General features: G+C 47.2%; 8 protein-coding genes. 3 read left to right on the forward strand and 5 right to left on the reverse strand.

Translation table 11 applies throughout. The annotated features are described in order from the left end of the window. The 3 genes from ACOJTG_RS12410 to ACOJTG_RS12420 form a co-directional block, all read right to left on the reverse strand. Positions 1–913 (reverse strand): LacI family DNA-binding transcriptional regulator (locus ACOJTG_RS12410; protein WP_420154104.1); only part of this gene is annotated, 913 nt, incomplete at its 3' end. A gap of 112 nt (positions 914–1,025) precedes the next feature. Beyond that, the gene (locus ACOJTG_RS12415; protein WP_420154105.1) at positions 1,026–2,747 is read right to left on the reverse strand and encodes a RagB/SusD family nutrient uptake outer membrane protein; all 1,722 of its coding nucleotides are present in this window, start codon (positions 2,745–2,747) and stop codon (positions 1,026–1,028) included. Positions 2,748–2,785: 38 nt separating this feature from the next. After that, positions 2,786–6,001, reverse strand: a complete 3,216-nt coding sequence (locus ACOJTG_RS12420) for a SusC/RagA family TonB-linked outer membrane protein (RefSeq protein ID WP_420154106.1) — start codon at positions 5,999–6,001, stop codon at positions 2,786–2,788. Positions 6,002–6,417: 416 nt separating this feature from the next. Between ACOJTG_RS12420 and ACOJTG_RS12425 the strand changes: the two genes are divergently transcribed. Then, the gene (locus ACOJTG_RS12425) at positions 6,418–8,331 is read left to right on the forward strand and encodes a S9 family peptidase (protein ID WP_420154107.1); all 1,914 of its coding nucleotides are present in this window, start codon (positions 6,418–6,420) and stop codon (positions 8,329–8,331) included. A gap of 54 nt (positions 8,332–8,385) precedes the next feature. On the opposite strand, the gene ACOJTG_RS12430 is transcribed toward ACOJTG_RS12425, so the two are convergent. Further along, positions 8,386–11,607, reverse strand: coding sequence for a C25 family cysteine peptidase (locus ACOJTG_RS12430; RefSeq protein ID WP_420154108.1), 3,222 nt, complete (start codon positions 11,605–11,607; stop codon positions 8,386–8,388). Positions 11,608–12,124: 517 nt separating this feature from the next. Next, positions 12,125–13,294, reverse strand: a complete 1,170-nt coding sequence (locus ACOJTG_RS12435) for an exo-alpha-sialidase (protein WP_420154109.1) — start codon at positions 13,292–13,294, stop codon at positions 12,125–12,127. Between the two features lie 301 nt (positions 13,295–13,595). Between ACOJTG_RS12435 and dnaE the strand changes: the two genes are divergently transcribed. Then, positions 13,596–17,198, forward strand: coding sequence for a DNA polymerase III subunit alpha (gene dnaE, locus ACOJTG_RS12440; RefSeq protein ID WP_420154110.1), 3,603 nt, complete (start codon positions 13,596–13,598; stop codon positions 17,196–17,198). Between the two features lie 162 nt (positions 17,199–17,360). After that, positions 17,361–18,116, forward strand: a complete 756-nt coding sequence (locus tag ACOJTG_RS12445; protein ID WP_420154111.1) for a hypothetical protein — start codon at positions 17,361–17,363, stop codon at positions 18,114–18,116. Positions 18,117–18,279: the final 163 nt, after the last annotated feature.

Below are 18,279 nucleotides of genomic sequence, written 5' to 3' on the forward strand. Positions count from 1 at the left end.
CAGCGGCGGTATAGCCCATGCGGTACGGATGCTGCTCGACGGAAGCCAGGGGCGGATGTTCGAGGTAGGCATTCATGGGCAGGTTAGCAAAACTCACGAACGAAATATCCGTATTCAGACGCAGACCTTTAGCCCGACATACCCCCATGGCATCCAGAGCGACGTAATCGTTAAACGTCAGCACCGAATCCGGCGGTTGGGGCAGGGCTAGCCATTGTTCCATAATTCGCCGCGTGGCTTCCGTACTTAAGTCCACAGATTCAATTAATTCAGGTTCTGGAGAAAGACCTGCTTCGGTCAAGGCCCGTACGTAGCCTTCATACCGTTCCTGACTCGCCACCAAAGAGGCCGGTCCATTGAGCAGGGCAATCCGCTTGAATCCCTTCTTCAGGAGTAAACCCGTCGCTTCATAGGCTCCCATTTCCATGTTACAACTCACCTGATGGGTGTCAATACTAGGAGGGATTCGGTCAAACAAGACGAGTGGAATCTGGTGCTGAAGGATTTTCTGAATGTGATCGAACTGATGGCTTTCCTTAGCTACGGATAAAATGACACCGTCTACCACCTGACGCGAGAGGACGTCAAGTACCTGTTTCTCCCGCTCGTACTGATCGTGGGACTGGTACAAAGCCACGGTATACCCGCGGGCAAAAGCTACTTCTTCAATACCATTGATGGCTTTCGAAAAGAAGTTCTCCTGTATTTCGGGAAGTACTACACCCAGCATAAAGGTTTTTCCGCTTCGCAAATTACGGGCCGTTGCACTGGGAACGTAATTCAACTGTTGAGCCAGTTCCTGGACGCGTTCCCGCGTACGAAGCCCGATTCGGGGGTGATTCTGTAACGCTCTCGATACCGTTGAAGGCGAGATTTTCAATCGACGGGCAATTTCTTTAATCGAGACGTTCATGGGGATTCAGCAGTAAAGGAGAAAAGGAAGGCTCAATTTAATGGTTTTTCAATAGCCAAACGAAAAAGCCCCATCTCGGGGATGGGGCTTTTAAAAAGAAAGTAAGTTATGACTAATAACCCGGATTCTGTTTCAGGGTTGGTTGACCATTGATGTAACTGTTGTTAATCTCATCCACGGGGAGAGGGAAATATTCGTGTTTGCCTTTCGTAAAACTGGCTCCGTTCAGGTACGTCCGTTTTTTGGATTCGGTTTGCAGATACGTATTCAGCGTTTGATCGGCAATACCCCAGCGTACCAGATCAAAGAAGCGGTGTCCTTCCATCGCGAATTCCAAGCGTTGCTCAAAGCGGATGGCTTTGCGGGCCGAAGCCTGATCAGCAAAGGCCGCCGAGCCGCTGGGATATTCGTTGATCACGTAATTAGCGGCTGGTTTCCCATCCGTATTGGTGACGTAAGGGCTGTTTTTGGCCCGATTTCGGATTTGATTCACCAGTAAGCGAGCTTTATCCAGATTTCCTGCTTCCGCTTCGCATTCGGCCAGCCAAAGCAGTACGTGCGAGTACTTAATCATGCGATAGTTATTGGCCACCCGACGTTTGTTGGTGGAATGCGTATTGGTTCCTTCCTCGCTTTTGTAGTACATCCACTTTTTACCCGTATAGGGTCCGGAATAGTTCTGATCCCGAATCCAGGTAACGCCCGGCATCGGGCCCCAATCCAGAAAAGGAATACCCCGACGGCCAACCGTCCAATCCAGCCGTGGATCTACCGGAGCGGTATCAGGCGTAAATGAATCAGTAATCTTCAAACCCTGATCACTTTTTAAATCCGAGTTGTTAAACGTATCCAGCATAGGCAAACCATTCGCGTCCGTTTTAAAGGCGTTCACCAAGTTTAACGAAGGCAAGTAAAAACCACAGCAGCCACCACCCGGAGCACCCGAAAAATAGGGCCAGTTGAGTTCATCACCCGCATTCCCGTTCGAACCATTCGTACCATCATTTACCGAGAACTGTACCTCAAAAATCGATTCGGCATTGTTGTTGGTAAGGGCTTTGTAGTTGTCGTGGTAATCAACCAGACGGTATTTACCGCTCGCTACGATAGCTTCCAGTAGGGGTTTGGCTGTGCTATACTTGTTTTCGAACAAATACGCTTTCGCCAGATACGCCATGGCAGCGTACTTGGTCGCCCGTCCTTTCTGCGTCTGCGTTTCCGGCAGATTGTCCATCGCAAACTTGAAGTCGGCTTCGATGTTTGTCCAGATGTCCTTATCGTTGGGTACTTTCACTGAATTAGGATCGGCCGGATTGTAGATCGTTTCGTCAATATACGGAACCTTATTCCACATCTTTTTGGCTTCGAAGTGATAGTGAGCCCGCAGGAACCGAGCTTCAGCAATGACCTGCGTTTTTTCCGCGTCGGTCATATCGGTTGTTTTCGCCAGCAGTTGAAGCACTTCGTTACAGCGAGAAATTCCATCGTAGACGACCCGCCATTTTCCCCGCATGTGTACGAAAGCGGGCTGAACTTCATAGCGTTCGATACCGGTGATTTCGGGTTGGTCACTGGCGTCCGTACCCTTATACGCATCGTCCGAAGCCACGCCACCGTATACCCAGTTCGATACGGCTCCGTGCCAGTTGGTACCCCCGGAACCAATGCCATCGAGCAGCGAGTAAGCACCAATCAACGAAGCAGAAACGCCACTTTTATTAGTAAGCTGGCTGCCCAAGGCCACCCCTTGCGGTTTTACGTCCAGAAAAGAGTCGCCGCAGGAGGAAATGAGGCCCGTCAGCAAAATCGATAAAACAATACTATTTCTTTTCATATAAGTAGCTGTAAAATCTGAAATGAGGTAAATGGGGATTAGAAACTGAGTCGTAAGCCTACAATGAGGTTTTTCGAGACGGGATAGGCTCCTTCGTCCACGCCTAAGTGCGTGTCCTGACCGTTATCACCCGAACGACGTAAGTTAACATCCGGATCCAGCCCCGTATACTTAGTGAGGGTGAACAGGTTTTGTCCCTGCACGTAAATCTGAGACGCTCCCAATCCTAAGCTCTTCTGCACACCTGCGGGTAAGGAGTACGACAACTGGATATTCTTCAGACGCAGGTAGGAACCCTTTTCAACGAAGTAGGTAGAAATCTGAGCACTGGTCGCGTCCGTAGCCCGAAGCTGAGGCAGTTTGGCGTCAGTTTTGCCGGGTACCCATGAGTCGTACAGCATCCGCGTACTACGGTTACCCTGGAAGGTATTGAAATCAGTCCAGTACCGCATGTAATTAAAGAGGTCATTGCCCTGTACACCCTGTCCGAATAAAGTCAGATCAAAGTTTTTGTAGCCAACGCTAAGGTTTAAGCCGTAGGTAAAGTCTGGGTGCGGATTGCCGATGAAGGTACGATCCGCTGACGTTACCACACCATCTCCATTCACATCACGGAAGATGAATGAACCTGCCCGGTTATACGTACCGAAAGCCTGGGGAGCGGCCTTAGCTGCTTCATCGGTCTGGAAGATACCATCAATCACGTAGCCGTAGAACGAGGCAATCGGTTCACCCACTTTCGTAGCACTCATGGCTGGCAGACGCGTGCTAAAACCAAATTTGATGGAGTTGGGATCGTTATTGATTCGGAGTACTTTGTTGCGGTAGGTAGAGAAGTTGGCTCCCACCGTGAATCGCATCTTGCCATCCATGGCCCGTCCGCTGTAGTTGATCGACAGATCCACCCCTTTGTTCTGCATATCGCCGATGTTCGTATACGGGATCGTGGCCTGTCCCAGAGCCCAGGGTACATCGATCTGGCTGAGCATGTCCTTGGTTTTCTTGGTATACCAGTCAAAGACTACCTGTAACTTGTTGTTGAACAAACTCGCATCGAAACCCAGGTTCAGCGAAGTAGTGGTTTCCCATTTACCCTGATCGTTTCCGAACTGAACCAGATCGAAGCCCGGTACAATGGAAGAACGCGATCCATTGATGTCATAATGGTTTTCCGTAGGCCGCGATTCGTACAGGGTATAGGCGTTGTAAATGTTCGGAATATTCTGGTTACCCGTACTTCCCCAGCCCCCACGAATTTTCAGATCGGAAAGGAAATTGACATTCTTGAGAGCGGCCAGTTCGGATAAACGCAGACCCACACTGGCCGCCGGGAACACCGCATACCGATTGGCAGCACTGAAGCGTGAGGAACCATCCCGCCGCAACGTAAAGTCAGCCAGGAAGAAATCTTTGTAAGCATAGTTGACTTTACCGAACAACGAAAACAAACGCGTACGGTTAACGCCCCGGCCGCTGTTTTGCAGGCCCAGTGGACTACCCGCATTCAGGTACAGATAATCGGGGTCCTCAAAGGCGTAGTTACTACGGGTAGCGTCGAAAATGAAATCATACGTAGCAATAGCCTCAGTACCCGCCAGTAAATTGATAGTATGATTACCAAACGTTTTATTGTACGTCAACGTGTTGTACCAGGTCCAGGAGTTGTCGTACCGGTTTTCTACCCGGAGGTTATTCGTATTACGAGCTTCCGGCGATTCGGGATCAAGCGGCGTAAAAGGATTGAAGTTGTAGGTATTGTATTCAATACCTAAGCTGGTACGGAACACCAGGTTCTTTACGATGTCCAGCTCTGCAAACGCATTCCCAAACAGGTGAATGCCCTTCGTTACGTTGTCTTTGTTGCGGTACAGCTCGGCGACCGGATTACGAGCGTTACCTAAGTTGGCTCCTTTCGCTCCGGCAAAGTTTCCGGCAACGTCGTACACGGGAATCAGGGGGTTCATCCGTACGGCAAAGGCAATCGGATTTGATTCGTCGTTGTTGGTAATGCCCACCCGCTCATCATACGATACGGTAAAGTTTTCACCAATGCGAATACGATCTTTCAGCTTAAACTCCGTATTGGCCCGTAAAGAATACCGTTTGTAGTTGGTATACTTCATGATTCCCTTCTGATCGAAATAGTTGAAAGAAATCGCGTATGAGCCCTTATCCGTGCCACCGCTGGTACCCAACTGATAATTCTGAATCAGGGCAGGGTTAAAGAGTTCTTTCTGCCAGTTCGTACCTTGCTTATTGGCCTTCGTAATCATGAACTTCGTTTTACCCAAATCCGGATTTCGCAGATCGTAGGTGTAATTAACGTAGTTGCCATTCGCATCACGTGCCACGCGAGCATCACCTTCGAATACGCCGGAGGGATAGATGTAATCTGGAATGACGGGCTGCTCACCGCTGCCGTACTGGCCGTGTGACGGCGTTTGGCCGACGTTTCGTGCTGAAGCCCAAATCTGTTGACCCAATTCCTGGGAGTTAAGCAAGTTGAGGAATTTACCCGGACGCTGCACACCTACGTACATATCGAAGGTCAGCTTAGGTTCCCCGGGTTTTCCTTTTTTAGTCGTGATAATCACGACCCCGTTCGCGGCCCGTGCTCCGTAAATCGACGCCGCTGACGCATCTTTCAGTACCTGTAAACTTTCAATATCATTCGGGTTGATATTATTCAGGGTACCCTGCGTAGGAACGCCATCGACGATGTACAGCGGGGAGTTATTGTTGATGGTACCAAATCCCCGAATCCGTACCATGGTACCACCGCCAGGGGAGTTGTCATTACCTACCGTTACTCCGGCCGCCCGACCTTGCAGGGCCTGCGTAAGGTTGGCTGTAGGCAGGGCCGTAAGATCGGCTCCCTTGACAACGGTTACCGCCCCGGTAATGTCCTTTTTACGCTGCGTGCCGTAGCCCGTGACGACCACTTCGTCCAGGGCCTTGGTTTCTTCCTGTAAGCTAACATTGATAGTCGTTTGATTGCCAACGGTCAGCTCCTGAATACGGTAACCAACGGCTGAAAACACGAGTACATCCGAAGTACTAACGCTGTTGATGGCATACTGGCCCGATGCATCCGTTACCACGCCACGAGTGGTTCCTTTTACCTGCACACTTACGCCTGGAACCGCCTGCCCATCTGCCGCAGAGACTTTACCGGTAATTCGTCTTTCTTGAGCAAAGACGATCTGTACCATTCCTAGTAGAATAGCACATACCCAAAGTAAGGATTTTTTCATAGAGAAGTAATTGTGTAGTTATAGAGGGTTTATTTTGTTAGGAGGTAATTTGTCTGCAATTATTAAAAATTATTCTACGAATTGTCAAATTGTGCCGACGTATAGCGTCGTTCGATTTTCGAAAAAATACTTAATTTTTAGGAAGCTCAGTGTTAATGAAGAAGAATGAAAGACTATTTTTTGCTAGTATTATTCTATTAAAAAATAATATATTTCTGTTGTTGTAGATAAAGGCAGAATAAAATACTATTCTAGAAAATTTAAAAATTTATATAAAAAATGTGAATATTTCATCGGGGAGAGAGCTTGCTTACGAATCGCCTAGTCGATGAGTAGCGTGATCTCGGACGATTCTAATGTACCTTTGCCGGGCACCGAATAAGCGGTGCATGGTTAGTAACTATTGATTTACGTGTATGAAAAAAGCTTGGCTGCTGGGCGGGATGTTCTTAAGCTCGCTGGCAATAAACGCTCAACAACGGTTAACACCCGAACAACTTTGGAAAATGGGCAGGGTATCGGGCCTGGGTATTTCCAATGATAAACAATACGTAGTATACGCGGTCAGTACGCCGCAAATGCCGGACAACAAGAGTCAGCGGAAGCTGTATAAAATTCCAGTGACAGGCGGAGAGGCTCAGGAAATTAGCACTACCGAAGGGATACTAAAAGATTCAAAAGTATCCGCCGATGGCAAGTATCGCATCAGCAGTGAGCCTGTCCCCGTACTGGCTATTACGGGAGCCGACAAGTACAAGGATTTACCACAATCCAATGCCTATGTGTTCACTTCCCTGAATTATCGGCACTGGGATACCTGGGAAGATGGCAAGTTTGATCACGTGTTCCTAACCCCGCTCGTGAATGGTCAGGCTGGTACGCCGAAAGATCTCATGCCCGGCGAAACCAATGATTGCCCCCAGAAACCCTTCGGTGGAGATGAGGACTTCATCTGGCATCCCGATGGCAAACACATTGTATACGTAACAAAGAAAAAATTCGGTACTGATTACGCCGTCAGTACGAATACCGATCTCTACGAATACGATGTAACCACTGGAGCGACCCGAAACCTGACCGAAAGTAACAAAGGATACGACGTCAATCCAGCCTTTAATGCGAAAGGATACCTGGCCTGGTTGCAAATGAAACGCGATGGATACGAGGCCGATAAACAGGACCTGGTCGTATCCAATGGAAAGTCTACGCTGAATTTGACGCAGCAACGCGATGATATTCACGTGGAGGGATTCAAGTGGAGCGAAGACGGAACGGCATTATTTTTCTGGGCTCCCATCAACGGGACCTTACAGATATTTAAAGTGAGTTACCCTGGCACTACGCAGACAAAGCCCGTCATTACGCAGCTTACCAAGGGCGATTTTGACGTGAGTGACATTATCGGGCAGGTAGGCCAGAAGTTGATTGCGTCCAAAACGGACATGAATCACCCGGCGGAATTGGTAACCATTGATGTGACCAATGGCTCTATTCAGGCACTGACGCACGTAAACGACGCTACGGTGTCTTCCTTGGGCGTGTGCAAAACCGAGCGGCGATGGGTAACCACTACCGATCGTAAAAACATGCTAGTATGGGTGATTTATCCGCCCAATTTTGATCCTGCTCAAAAGTACCCAACGCTATTGTATTGCCAGGGAGGACCGCAGGCTCCGTTGACGCAAACGTACTCATACCGCTGGAATTTCCAATTGATGGCCTCGCAGGGATATATTGTAGTAGCCCCTAACCGTCGGGGTATGCCCGGTCATGGAACCAAGTGGAACGAACAGGTGAGCAAAGACTGGGGTGGTCAGGTCATTCAGGATTATCTGAGTGCCATTGATGCCGTATCGAAAGAGCCTTACGTAGATAAAGACCGTCGGGGTTGTGTAGGAGCAAGTTTTGGTGGATTCTCGGTGTTCGCTCTGGCGAGTGTTCATGCCAAACGATTCAAAACGTTCATTGCCCACGACGGCGTATTTGATTTCCGTAGCATGTACGGCACTACCGACGAATTATTTTTCGAAAACTGGGAACAAGGCGGTCCGGATTGGGATAAGAAAAACGCGGTAGCTCAACGTTCGTTTAGCCAGTCGCCGAGCAACTTTGTCGAGAAGTGGGATACGCCCATTTTCATTATTCAGGGTGGAAAAGACTACCGCGTGCCCATCGAACAGGGCTTGCAGGCTTTTCAGGCAGCCCAGCTACGGGGAATTAAAAGTAAACTGCTATACCTACCCGACGAAAACCATTGGGTACTCAGTCCCCAAAATGCAATCGTCTGGCAGCGGGAATTCTATCATTGGTTGGAAGAAACGCTGAAGTAACAGAAAAAGGCCTCGCTTTTAAGCGAGGCCTTTTCTGTTTTAAGTACATGACTCCTAGTGAGCTACAACAATCTTCTGCTTTTGAATAGCGGTACCGTCGTTCACTTGTAAGTGGTAGAGTCCATTGGTTAAACTCTGGGTCGGAATAGTAACCGTACCATTCCGAAGTTCGCCCTTCCACACTACTTGTCCCATGGGGCTATACAGAACGGCTTTGACAGCAGTAGCCGTACTACCGACATTTTCTTTAATACGAATGGTAACATCCGCATCCGCTGGACTTGGGTAGGCAACCAATCCATAGGTTGGAGCCAAGCTGAGAGCAATAATTTTGCTGTAATGATCTGGCTCTGACGCTTCATCGATTTTTAGGCGGTAATAGCTATTGCCCACCTGAAGTTTCGTATCGTAGAACGTATACAACGCTGAAGAAGTATTTTGTGAGAGCGTGAAGCCGATACTAAACCAGTTTTTTCCGTCTACACTTTTTTCTACGCCATAGCCTACGATGTTTTTCTCGTCGGTCACTTTCCAGGACAGTACACCTACGTTCTCGGGGATAGTAGTCACATCCGTACCCGTAAAGTTTTTACCAGTACTGGATTCAACCTGTCCTCTGAAGTAAATTAAACTAACGGGCAGCGGAGCATCAATCACGTAATCAAAACCTAATTGATTGTTACTCTTCGTCACTTCATCAATGGTATTTTCTGCATCAATTACGGCGTTGATTTGATTATTACTAACCGCATTGGATGTATTCTTTACATCGAAATAAAGCGTATCACGATACCGGACTGGATTAAAGGTGAGCGTGCCCAGGTCGGTGGTACTACTCGCAGAACCGGTACTAGCCGTTCGTTTCAGTGAAACTTTAACAGGAGAACCAGAGACGGTTCCTAAGTTACTAACGGCTACACCTAGCTTGAAATTTCCCGTTGAGGTACTGCCTGATTCTACAAACAGACTACCCGCCTCAAAAGCCAGATCAGGCTTAGTTAAGGGGAAGGGAACAATGGCCGGGTCACCCTGTAGGTTAAACTCCTGGGCGTGTCCTACGGTCATTTTGTTGTTCGGGTTGTCCGATACATAGCGAGTCGTCGTAGCTACCAGTACATCGCCAAACGATTTGTTGAGGTAAGTGGAGCTAGAAAGGTTTTGGAACAGAAGGCTGGAATAGCGATCCAGATAGCTCGGCCATCCCAAAAACGAAGAACCTAGGAATACGATAGCTCCCCGATCGGGTGTATTAACCCAGTTGGTACCAACGGTCTGTACATTATCGTTCGAGAATATATTACCCGCTTCGCAGCCATTCACAAACATGATCGGGTATTTGCCCTTGTTGTTGAAATTGCTGTTCGTGGCCAGTCCAATGTCAATGTCCGTATAACCAGGACCGGAGTGCCCGAAAAAGGTAATCATGCTTAGTCCCGCGTTTACATCTTTCGAAACGTCGAAGAACTCTACATTTTCGGTGGTTTGCTTGGAAAGAATCTTCGCATTGCCGCCCAAAGGTGCGTTTTTAACGGTATTGGAATAATTAGTAGCAAAGTTTCTAAACGTAGGAATTTCGTAATTGAAATCATGGCCGCCGCTCAGATTCAGGAAGTTCTTTCGCCACAGAGCTACGGGTTGACTTTCGTACTCTTTCACTTTGTTTAAATACGCGTATACTTCATCCGAAGTGGTCGTATTCAATCGACCCACTGAAAGTGCGGGTACGTTGGCTGGCTTGCCGTTGAGGCCCATGACGAGCAGCCAATCAGAACCGGGCCAGCCACCCGTAGGAATCTGGTTGACTTCATTCATGGCTTCGCTGGTCGTCAGGTTAGCCGTGGTCCGGAAATACTGAGGGGCAATGGCTCGGCCAATTAAAAACAAGTGCTTTGAAGAACCATTTTTCGCCATATAGTCAGCAAAACGCCGGATCGCCAAAGGACTATTTTCCCCGTAGTTAAACTGATTGGAAATCAGGTCCATGTCAACTACTAGTGGTTTGTAACTTCCGCCCTGACTGGAAGCCCGGTAGGAGCTGTAGTCATTCGCCGCCTGTTGCAGGGATTTATGGGTCAGAATCAGGTAATTGTAATCGCTGGCGTTAATGGAGCGGAACGAAACCCGTTCGATTCTGGCCACGGTACTAGGCGTGCGACTTACCCAAAGATTCCGGGTGCTTTGTGCGTTTCCTACGACCGCGTCCAAGGTACCGTTCGTCAGGGTTGCCGTGATTTTTTGCACGCCATTCAGATCCGTGATATCGTAAACCTGATCATTGGACGTAGCGTTCGAAAAGCGAAGAAGCGAAGTGCCTGAGCTATTCGTACGGGTATTGATAGCCTTGCCACTAATGCCCGACAAGTCGAGTGTTTGGGCGTACACAAGCTTAAAATAAACCACGGCGTTGGAGCCTTGCTTGGAAGTAACTGTAGCGATGCCTTCGTTGGTGTTGAAGTTACTCCAGTCCAAAGATTTGTTCACTTTAACCGTCTGTAGATCCGAGAAAGCCGTATTGGTTACGGACGAGTTGCCTACGGTAAGATCAATGTTATGCCCGCCCCGGCCTACTCCGTAGAAGGAAGTTTCCAGGCTAGGAGTCGGCCCCTGCCGGTATGCATTAAGTAAAGGGAGCGTATAGTTACGGCTATTGCCGGCATAAATCCGGTCATCCATATACCCTTTACCAGGACCAAATTCACTGACTGAAATCCCTTGTTGGTAATCCTGCAAATTATTACCTGCGTCGTAAGAAGCACCTACGTGAAAGGCTCTGTTGTAAGCAATGACCGTTTCTGCCAGGTGATAGCTTTCAGCGGTAAGCCCATTGGAAGAAAGCGTAGATACCGCTACGCGTTTCCCTTTCGCACCTGGACTGACGGTCAGGAAGTAATAGGAATTATCCGTAAATAGACTCACGTAGGGATTGGTTTGGGATTCCTTCGGTACGTACAGTTCAGCATCCCGAGAGCCGTCATTACCTACCCCAAAGAACTCAATGTAATCGCCGCCGTCCAATCTTCCATCCCCTTCACCAGCAACGGTAATGGCTTGTTCAACGCCTCGTCTGAATACCTGAATCTGTTGAGGATTAGCGGACAGATCAAAGCCAGCGTTTTGTAGCTCAGCGTAGGTGATTCGGTACATGCCTTTCTGCGTGACCGGAATTTTGTAATACGTTTGTTGGTAATTAATCCATTCGTTACCAGCTTGTTGGGCAAAGGATGGTTTCGTTACGCCTAACAAAAGAAGAAAGAGTAAATAGTAAAGTTTTTTCATACAGATGAAAGATAAAGGGATACGCTACTAGATCAGTGAGTGGTTTTATGGATTTGGAGTGGAGAATTTGAATGAGTAAAAAGAGCTATTTTCATGAAAATTAGTAAAGTGGATGTCAAATATCAATGGTGCTAGGCCGTATGAACTATACTATCGATGTACTTTAAACTTTATAGTCGATAACAATGAGATAAATGCAACAAACTGTTCCTGCAAAGGTGATGATATCTATAGGTAAGTAATTGACTTATAGTGAATAAAATTTTTGATGCATTCCTGGACTTTTCGACCGTTAGCCATGGAAAGACGGAACAAGCCACGCCTACCAGTACCTAACGGTACGAGATATAGGCTAAAAGTATAAAAAAAAATCTTATAGTTTGTTAAGAATGAGTTAAGTGGTAAAAATTTCGATGGATTGGTCAAAAGAAGGATGAAACGTCATGAAAAATAAATAAAAAATCCCTGAAAATAAGCACGAGGCTATTTCAGGGAAGGAAAACAGTACTAGGAAAGATTAGAAACGTCTGACCTTATAAACGCGGTAGGTTGACCATTCGGTACTAGTGACAGATAGGTATAAATAGCCAGTTTGGGCTTCTGTATGGCTTATGAGGTGGACGGCATAGCGGGAGCCATCGTACTCCAGGAACTTGTGCCAGTGCAGACCATCGTCCTCTGTATACATGATCAAACATTTCGTTGAGCCCCCGATTCCGCAAAATAACGAAGCCCAGATTTCCGTATGGGTTGCCGTTTTTAGGTACGTCATATTCATAATCGGACACCGTCGGTAAGGGTCCGGAATGATCAGACTCTGGTAGCGTTTTCCGTCAGTGGTGGAAACCAGGAAGTTAGTGCCTCCCATATAGTCCGAACCTAAAAACATCCGTTTACTACCATCAAGCATGGATGTATAGCCCCCTTTGAACAGGTGCAGATGAGTTACCATCTTCCAGCCCTGCTTACGCTTGAACCGATTCAGTTGATCGTAAGAAGACAACGAAGCGTTAATCCACAGTTTCTTGTGGTTATCCCCGTCAGTCATGATCAGGGATTGTAACAGCTTGCTGTACTTGAGTACGTGTACGTGTTTGTTAACCCCTCGTTCGTGCAGGGAGCGTATCTGTTGCCAGGTTTGTCCCTGATCTTTTGAATAATAAAAATACGCCAGACTTTGCCACCGCGTTTGTTGCCAGATGGAACCGTATTCACCAATCAACAACTCACCCGAAGGCAATTCGGCGATCCCGTTGTTGAACAGAAACCAGCTAATAGGACTGCTCAGCTGGAGTACCCGCTGAAACGAAATGCCCTGATTAGTACTCCTGAAAATGCAGCCGCCCGAGGCGATCAAAATAACATTCGCCTGCGTAATGTAGAGACTTTTGATTTCTTCGTCGAAGGTACTAACCAGTTTAGCCTGCGTAGCATCGGCGGTCTTATGGTAAAGCTGACGCTTTTCACGTTGCGAAACGCACCAGTACGCAAGGGAGGGCGTAATAAGGCAGAAAAGCCAGTCGGCAGAAGTTTCTTCCAGTTCGTGTAAAAGTGATTCGGGGTCGGAAGTCCGTTGAATGATTCCTTCTTCGATGACTGTATGGGGGGTACGGGAGCTAAAGGCAAGGTACTTTTTACGACGGTTAAGTTTTAGTACATGAGCCACTTCCCAAACAATAAAAGACATCAACTCCACCGTTTTGCCAGTGTAATAAATATCCTTGCAAAAGGAAAAGAGTTGCTTGCTTAAGTGTATAGGATGTTTAAGCGACAATGAAGCATACTTGGATGATAAAGCCATGAATGTATACCAATAGGGTTTCTAAGAAGGGATATCTATTTTGTTATCCACCGGTATTGGTATTGGTTATCACGCATGGTTAAACTTTCACGGAAAAACGTCTCCCGCTGGAACCTAACTTGCCCTCCTACGTTTTTCATCGTATCTTCAAGTTTGATTTTGTTGTAGGATAGAGAGCCCCGTTACTATGCATTTTTCCCATCTTCACTGCCATACCAAATTTTCCCTGCTCGATGGTGCCGCTGACATTGGCGGTATGTTCAAGAAAGCCAAGGCGGACGGACATTCGGCAGTAGCCATTACCGACCATGGTAATATGTTCGGTGTGTTCAAATTCGTGGCCGAAGCCGGAAAACACGGGGTAAAACCTATTGTAGGCTGTGAGTTTTACGTGGTACAGGACCGACATGAGCGGAAGTTTACCAAGGAAAAGAAAGACGTGCGGTACCACCAGCTGATGCTGGCTAAGAATGAAACGGGCTACCGAAATCTGGTCAAGCTCTGCTCGTTGGGCTTTATTGAAGGCATGTACGGCAAGTACCCCCGGATTGATAAAACCCTGATCGAACAGTACCACGAAGGCCTCATTGCTACGACCTGCTGTATTGGAGCCAGTGTACCGAAGGCCATTCTGCGGAAGGGCGAAGAGGAAGGAGAAAAGGAGTTTCTGTGGTGGCTGAATATCTTCGGCGAAGACTTCTACGTCGAGCTACAGGATCACGAAATCCCCGATCAGAAACGGGTCAATGAGGTGCTGCTCAAGTTTGCCCGTAAGCATAACGTCAAGGTGATTGTCTCCAACGATAGTCACTACGTGGATCAGCAGGATGCCAACGCCCACGATATTTTGCTGTGCGTCAACACCGGTGAAAAGCAGAGTACGCCCTCGGCCAAGGACTTCTCGGATGACGAGGCCATGCCCCGCGGCTCGCGGTTTGCTTTTTACAACGACCAGTTTTATTTCAAGACGAAAAACGAAATGTTACAGGTCTGGGGACACATTCCCGAAGGCCTGGATAATACGCAGGAGATTGTCGACAAGTGTTTCGATCCGAAACTGAAAAAAGACATTCTGCTGCCCAACTTCCCCATTCCCAACGAGTTCAAGGTACACGCGGATGATACCCTGAACCAGTGGGAATACCTGCGTCACCTGACCTTTGAAGGAGCCCGGCAACGCTACGAAACCATCTCGCCCGAAGCCGAGGAACGCCTCAACTTCGAGTTACATACCATCAAAACGATGGGTTTCGCCGGGTACTTCCTGATTGTAATGGACTTTATCAAGGCGGGTCGCGACATCGGCGTATTCGTCGGGCCGGGCCGGGGCTCGGCGGCGGGTTCAGCGGTGGCATATTGCATCGGGATTACGAACATTGATCCCATCAAGTACAACCTGCTGTTCGAGCGTTTTCTGAACCCTGACCGGAAATCCATGCCCGATATTGATACGGACTTTGACGATGCCGGACGCCAGAAAGTGATTGATTATGTCGTTGAAAAATACGGCCGAAATCAGGTAGCCCAGATTGTGAGCTATACGGGGATGAAAGCCAAATCGGCCATTAAAGACGTAGGTCGGGTACTAGATTTACCGCTGGATGAGACGAATATCTTGACTAAACTGATTCCGGAAAAACCCCTGGATCTGAACCTGCAACGCGTCCTGCTGGCTCCCATCGACGGACCCGGCGGCGTGAAAGATAAAGAAGGCTGGGGCGGCGAGGAGATTCAGAATATCCAGAAGTTACGGGATACGATGAAATCCAATACCGTCGCCGGGAAGGTACTGACCGAAGCCCTGAAACTGGAAGGTTCCGTTCGGGGTACGGGTATCCACGCGGCGGGGATCATCATTGCTCCGATGGATTTGACGGAGATCATTCCCGTGTGTACCTCGAAAGATTCGGACTGGTTCATCACGCAGTTTGAAGGAAAAGTGATTGAGGATGCCGGGGTAATCAAGATGGACTTTTTGGGCTTGTCCACGCTGACGATCCTGAAAAATGCCCTGGCTCTAATCCGGCAAAACCACGGTGTGGAAATTGACCTGGACAGCCTGCCGCTCGACGATGCGAAGACCTACGAGCTGTTCCAACGCGGAGAAACCTACGCGATCTTCCAGTACGAAAGTGCCGGGATGCAGAAGTACATGAAGGAGCTGAAACCCACGCGGTTTGAGGACCTTATCGCCATGAACGCCCTGTACCGACCCGGTCCGATTCAGTACATTCCTGAATTTATTGACCGGAAACACGGACGGAAACCCGTAGTGTATGACCTTCCCGAAATGGAAGAGTATCTGGCCGATACTTACGGAATCACGGTGTACCAGGAGCAGGTAATGTTGCTGTCGCAGAAACTGGCGGGCTTCTCCAAAGGGGACGCCGACGTACTGCGGAAGGCCATGGGTAAGAAAGACCGGGCGACGCTGGATAAGATGAAAGGCAAATTCATGGAAGGGGCCGTTGCCAAAGGTCTGGATGCCAAGAAACTCGAAAAGGTTTGGACGGACTGGGAAGCCTTCGCTCAGTACGCCTTTAACAAGTCGCACTCGACCTGTTACGCGTTCGTAGCCTACCAGACGGCCTACTTAAAGGCCCACTATCCGGAAGAGTACATGGCGGCCAACTTAACCAACGAGCTGGGCGACATCAAAAAGATTACGCTCTTCATGGAGGAAACCCGCCGGATGGGTCTCGACGTATTAGGCCCTGACGTGAACGAATCCATCAAGGAATTTAACGTTAATAAGAAGAAGCAAATTCGTTTTGGTCTGGGTGGTATTAAAGGTACGGGCGATGCGGCTGTGGATAGCATCATTCAGGAACGAAACGCCAATGGCCCGTACCAGGATATTTTTGATTTCGTCACGCGGATCAACCTGCGTACGGTGAACAAGAAAACGCTGGAATCACTGGCCTACGCCGGAGCCTTCGATAGCTTTGGCATTAACCGGGCAGCGTTCTTTGCCGATACGGGAACGGGTACGTTCATTGAAACGCTGATTCGATTCGCCAACAAACACCACGAAGAAAAAGCCGCCGCTCAGGTATCACTATTCGGAGCCATGAGTGGGGGTGGTGGAGCCAACATGATGGCTCCCCGCGTACCCTCGGCGGAGCCCTGGGCCCGGATGATCGAACTCAACCAGGAACGCGATGTGATTGGCGTATACATTTCCGGCCACCCGCTGGATGAGTTCCGCATTGAGCTGGATAACTTCTGCGACATTACGCTTGATCGTTTCCGTGACTCGGAAGAGGAAAAGAACTGGTACAACCGCGACGTCCGCATTGCCGGAATTGTGACCAAGTATCAGGAACGATACGCCAAAAATGGTAATCCCTTCTGTCTGTTTACGATTGAGGATTATGCCGGAAGTATGGAATTGGCCCTGTTTGGTGACGATTACGTCAAAATGGGTCAGTACGTAGCCCAGGATCGTTTCCTGTACATTCGGGGAAAACTACAACCCAGCTGGCGAAATCAGGGCCAGTACGAGTTCAAGGCTACGCAGATTCAGCTCCTGCCCGAGGTACGGGAGAAGATGTGTAAGCAGCTGAGTCTGGAAATCAACTTGCAGGAAGTCAGCGGGGAATTGGTGGCCAGTTTAAGTGAGTTGTTCAAACAAAATCCGGGCACCTGTAACTTATTCGTGAAACTCAAAGACTCGGAAAGTCCGGTAGAGGTAGTCTTGCAAAGTCGTTTTAATAAAATCAACGTTTCGAATGATCTAATCAAAGGATTGGAGCAGTTGGTGGGGAAGAATAGTTTTCGGTTGAATTAAGAGTTTTTGTTATAAAAAGGAAGACCCACTGGCTTTTGGCTGGTGGGTCTTTTTTGTTAAATTATTTATTAATATTTACAACATAAAGGGTAATGGAATCATTGATTAATTATCTTAGTGACTGTTTAGATCTTATGGAAAATTTAATGAGCTAAATCGAAAATGAATACGGAAAAATTTTATTATGGAGAAGGCGGGTTTATTAGATTTTTCTCAAATGGAAATGTTGAAAGAGTAAACCCTATAGAATATTATAAAAATTACGAGATTAAAAAAAGAGCTATTCTTATTAAAGATAGTTTGAAGGCTGAAAATGCATTTCTTACTTCATTCCTAAAAGAAGATTTCTTTATAAAAAAAGCTGAAGAAGATATTGCTGATTTTTTTGATATATTTGAGCAAACAAAAATCCATTCTAATTTTTTAGCATTATTAGATGCTACTCGTAAAAAAGACCAAGAACGATTACTTAAAGGTATGAGTTTGAACCTTAATGAACTGATGGCTCTTATATTTAAGTCATTCAATAATTTTGGTTTTTTATATAGTAAATATTTTTTTGAAACCTTGCCTGCAGGATTAGCAGGAAAAAAACTTCCAGAATTACTTTATTTAAGAGATGATGGAACTATTAAAAAAATAGGAGATACTGATTTAGTTGACGGAGAGTTAAAGAATATAATAGAACATAGAAAAGTAATTGTTTCGCACTTCTTTGAGAAAGATAATTTTTGGCATTGTTTCTTCCTGACTTATAAGAGTATTTCAGGTAGAGAAACTTGGAAAGGAGGCCAAGCTCATTTTCATTATATCTCAAGTGTGTTTGGAATTTCAAAAGAAGATTTCATTGAAAGTATGAGAACAGGAAATTATAAATCAACTTCAATTCACATAGATTTAGTAGATCATAGTGAATAGGGTAATCTAGATAAATAGGTTAATGAAATGCCTCAATTAGCTGTCACCGTTGTTGGTGTTTATCGTAGCGTCAACAACAACAAAAGTGATAATTAGGTTTTATAATCCGTGCAAAAATATAATCAGTCGATAAAGTAATAATAATTAAATTTTAGTTAAAGAC

Origin of the sequence: Siphonobacter sp. (assembly GCF_048595215.1) — a bacterium.
Taxonomy (GTDB): Bacteria; Bacteroidota; Bacteroidia; order Cytophagales; family Spirosomataceae; genus Siphonobacter.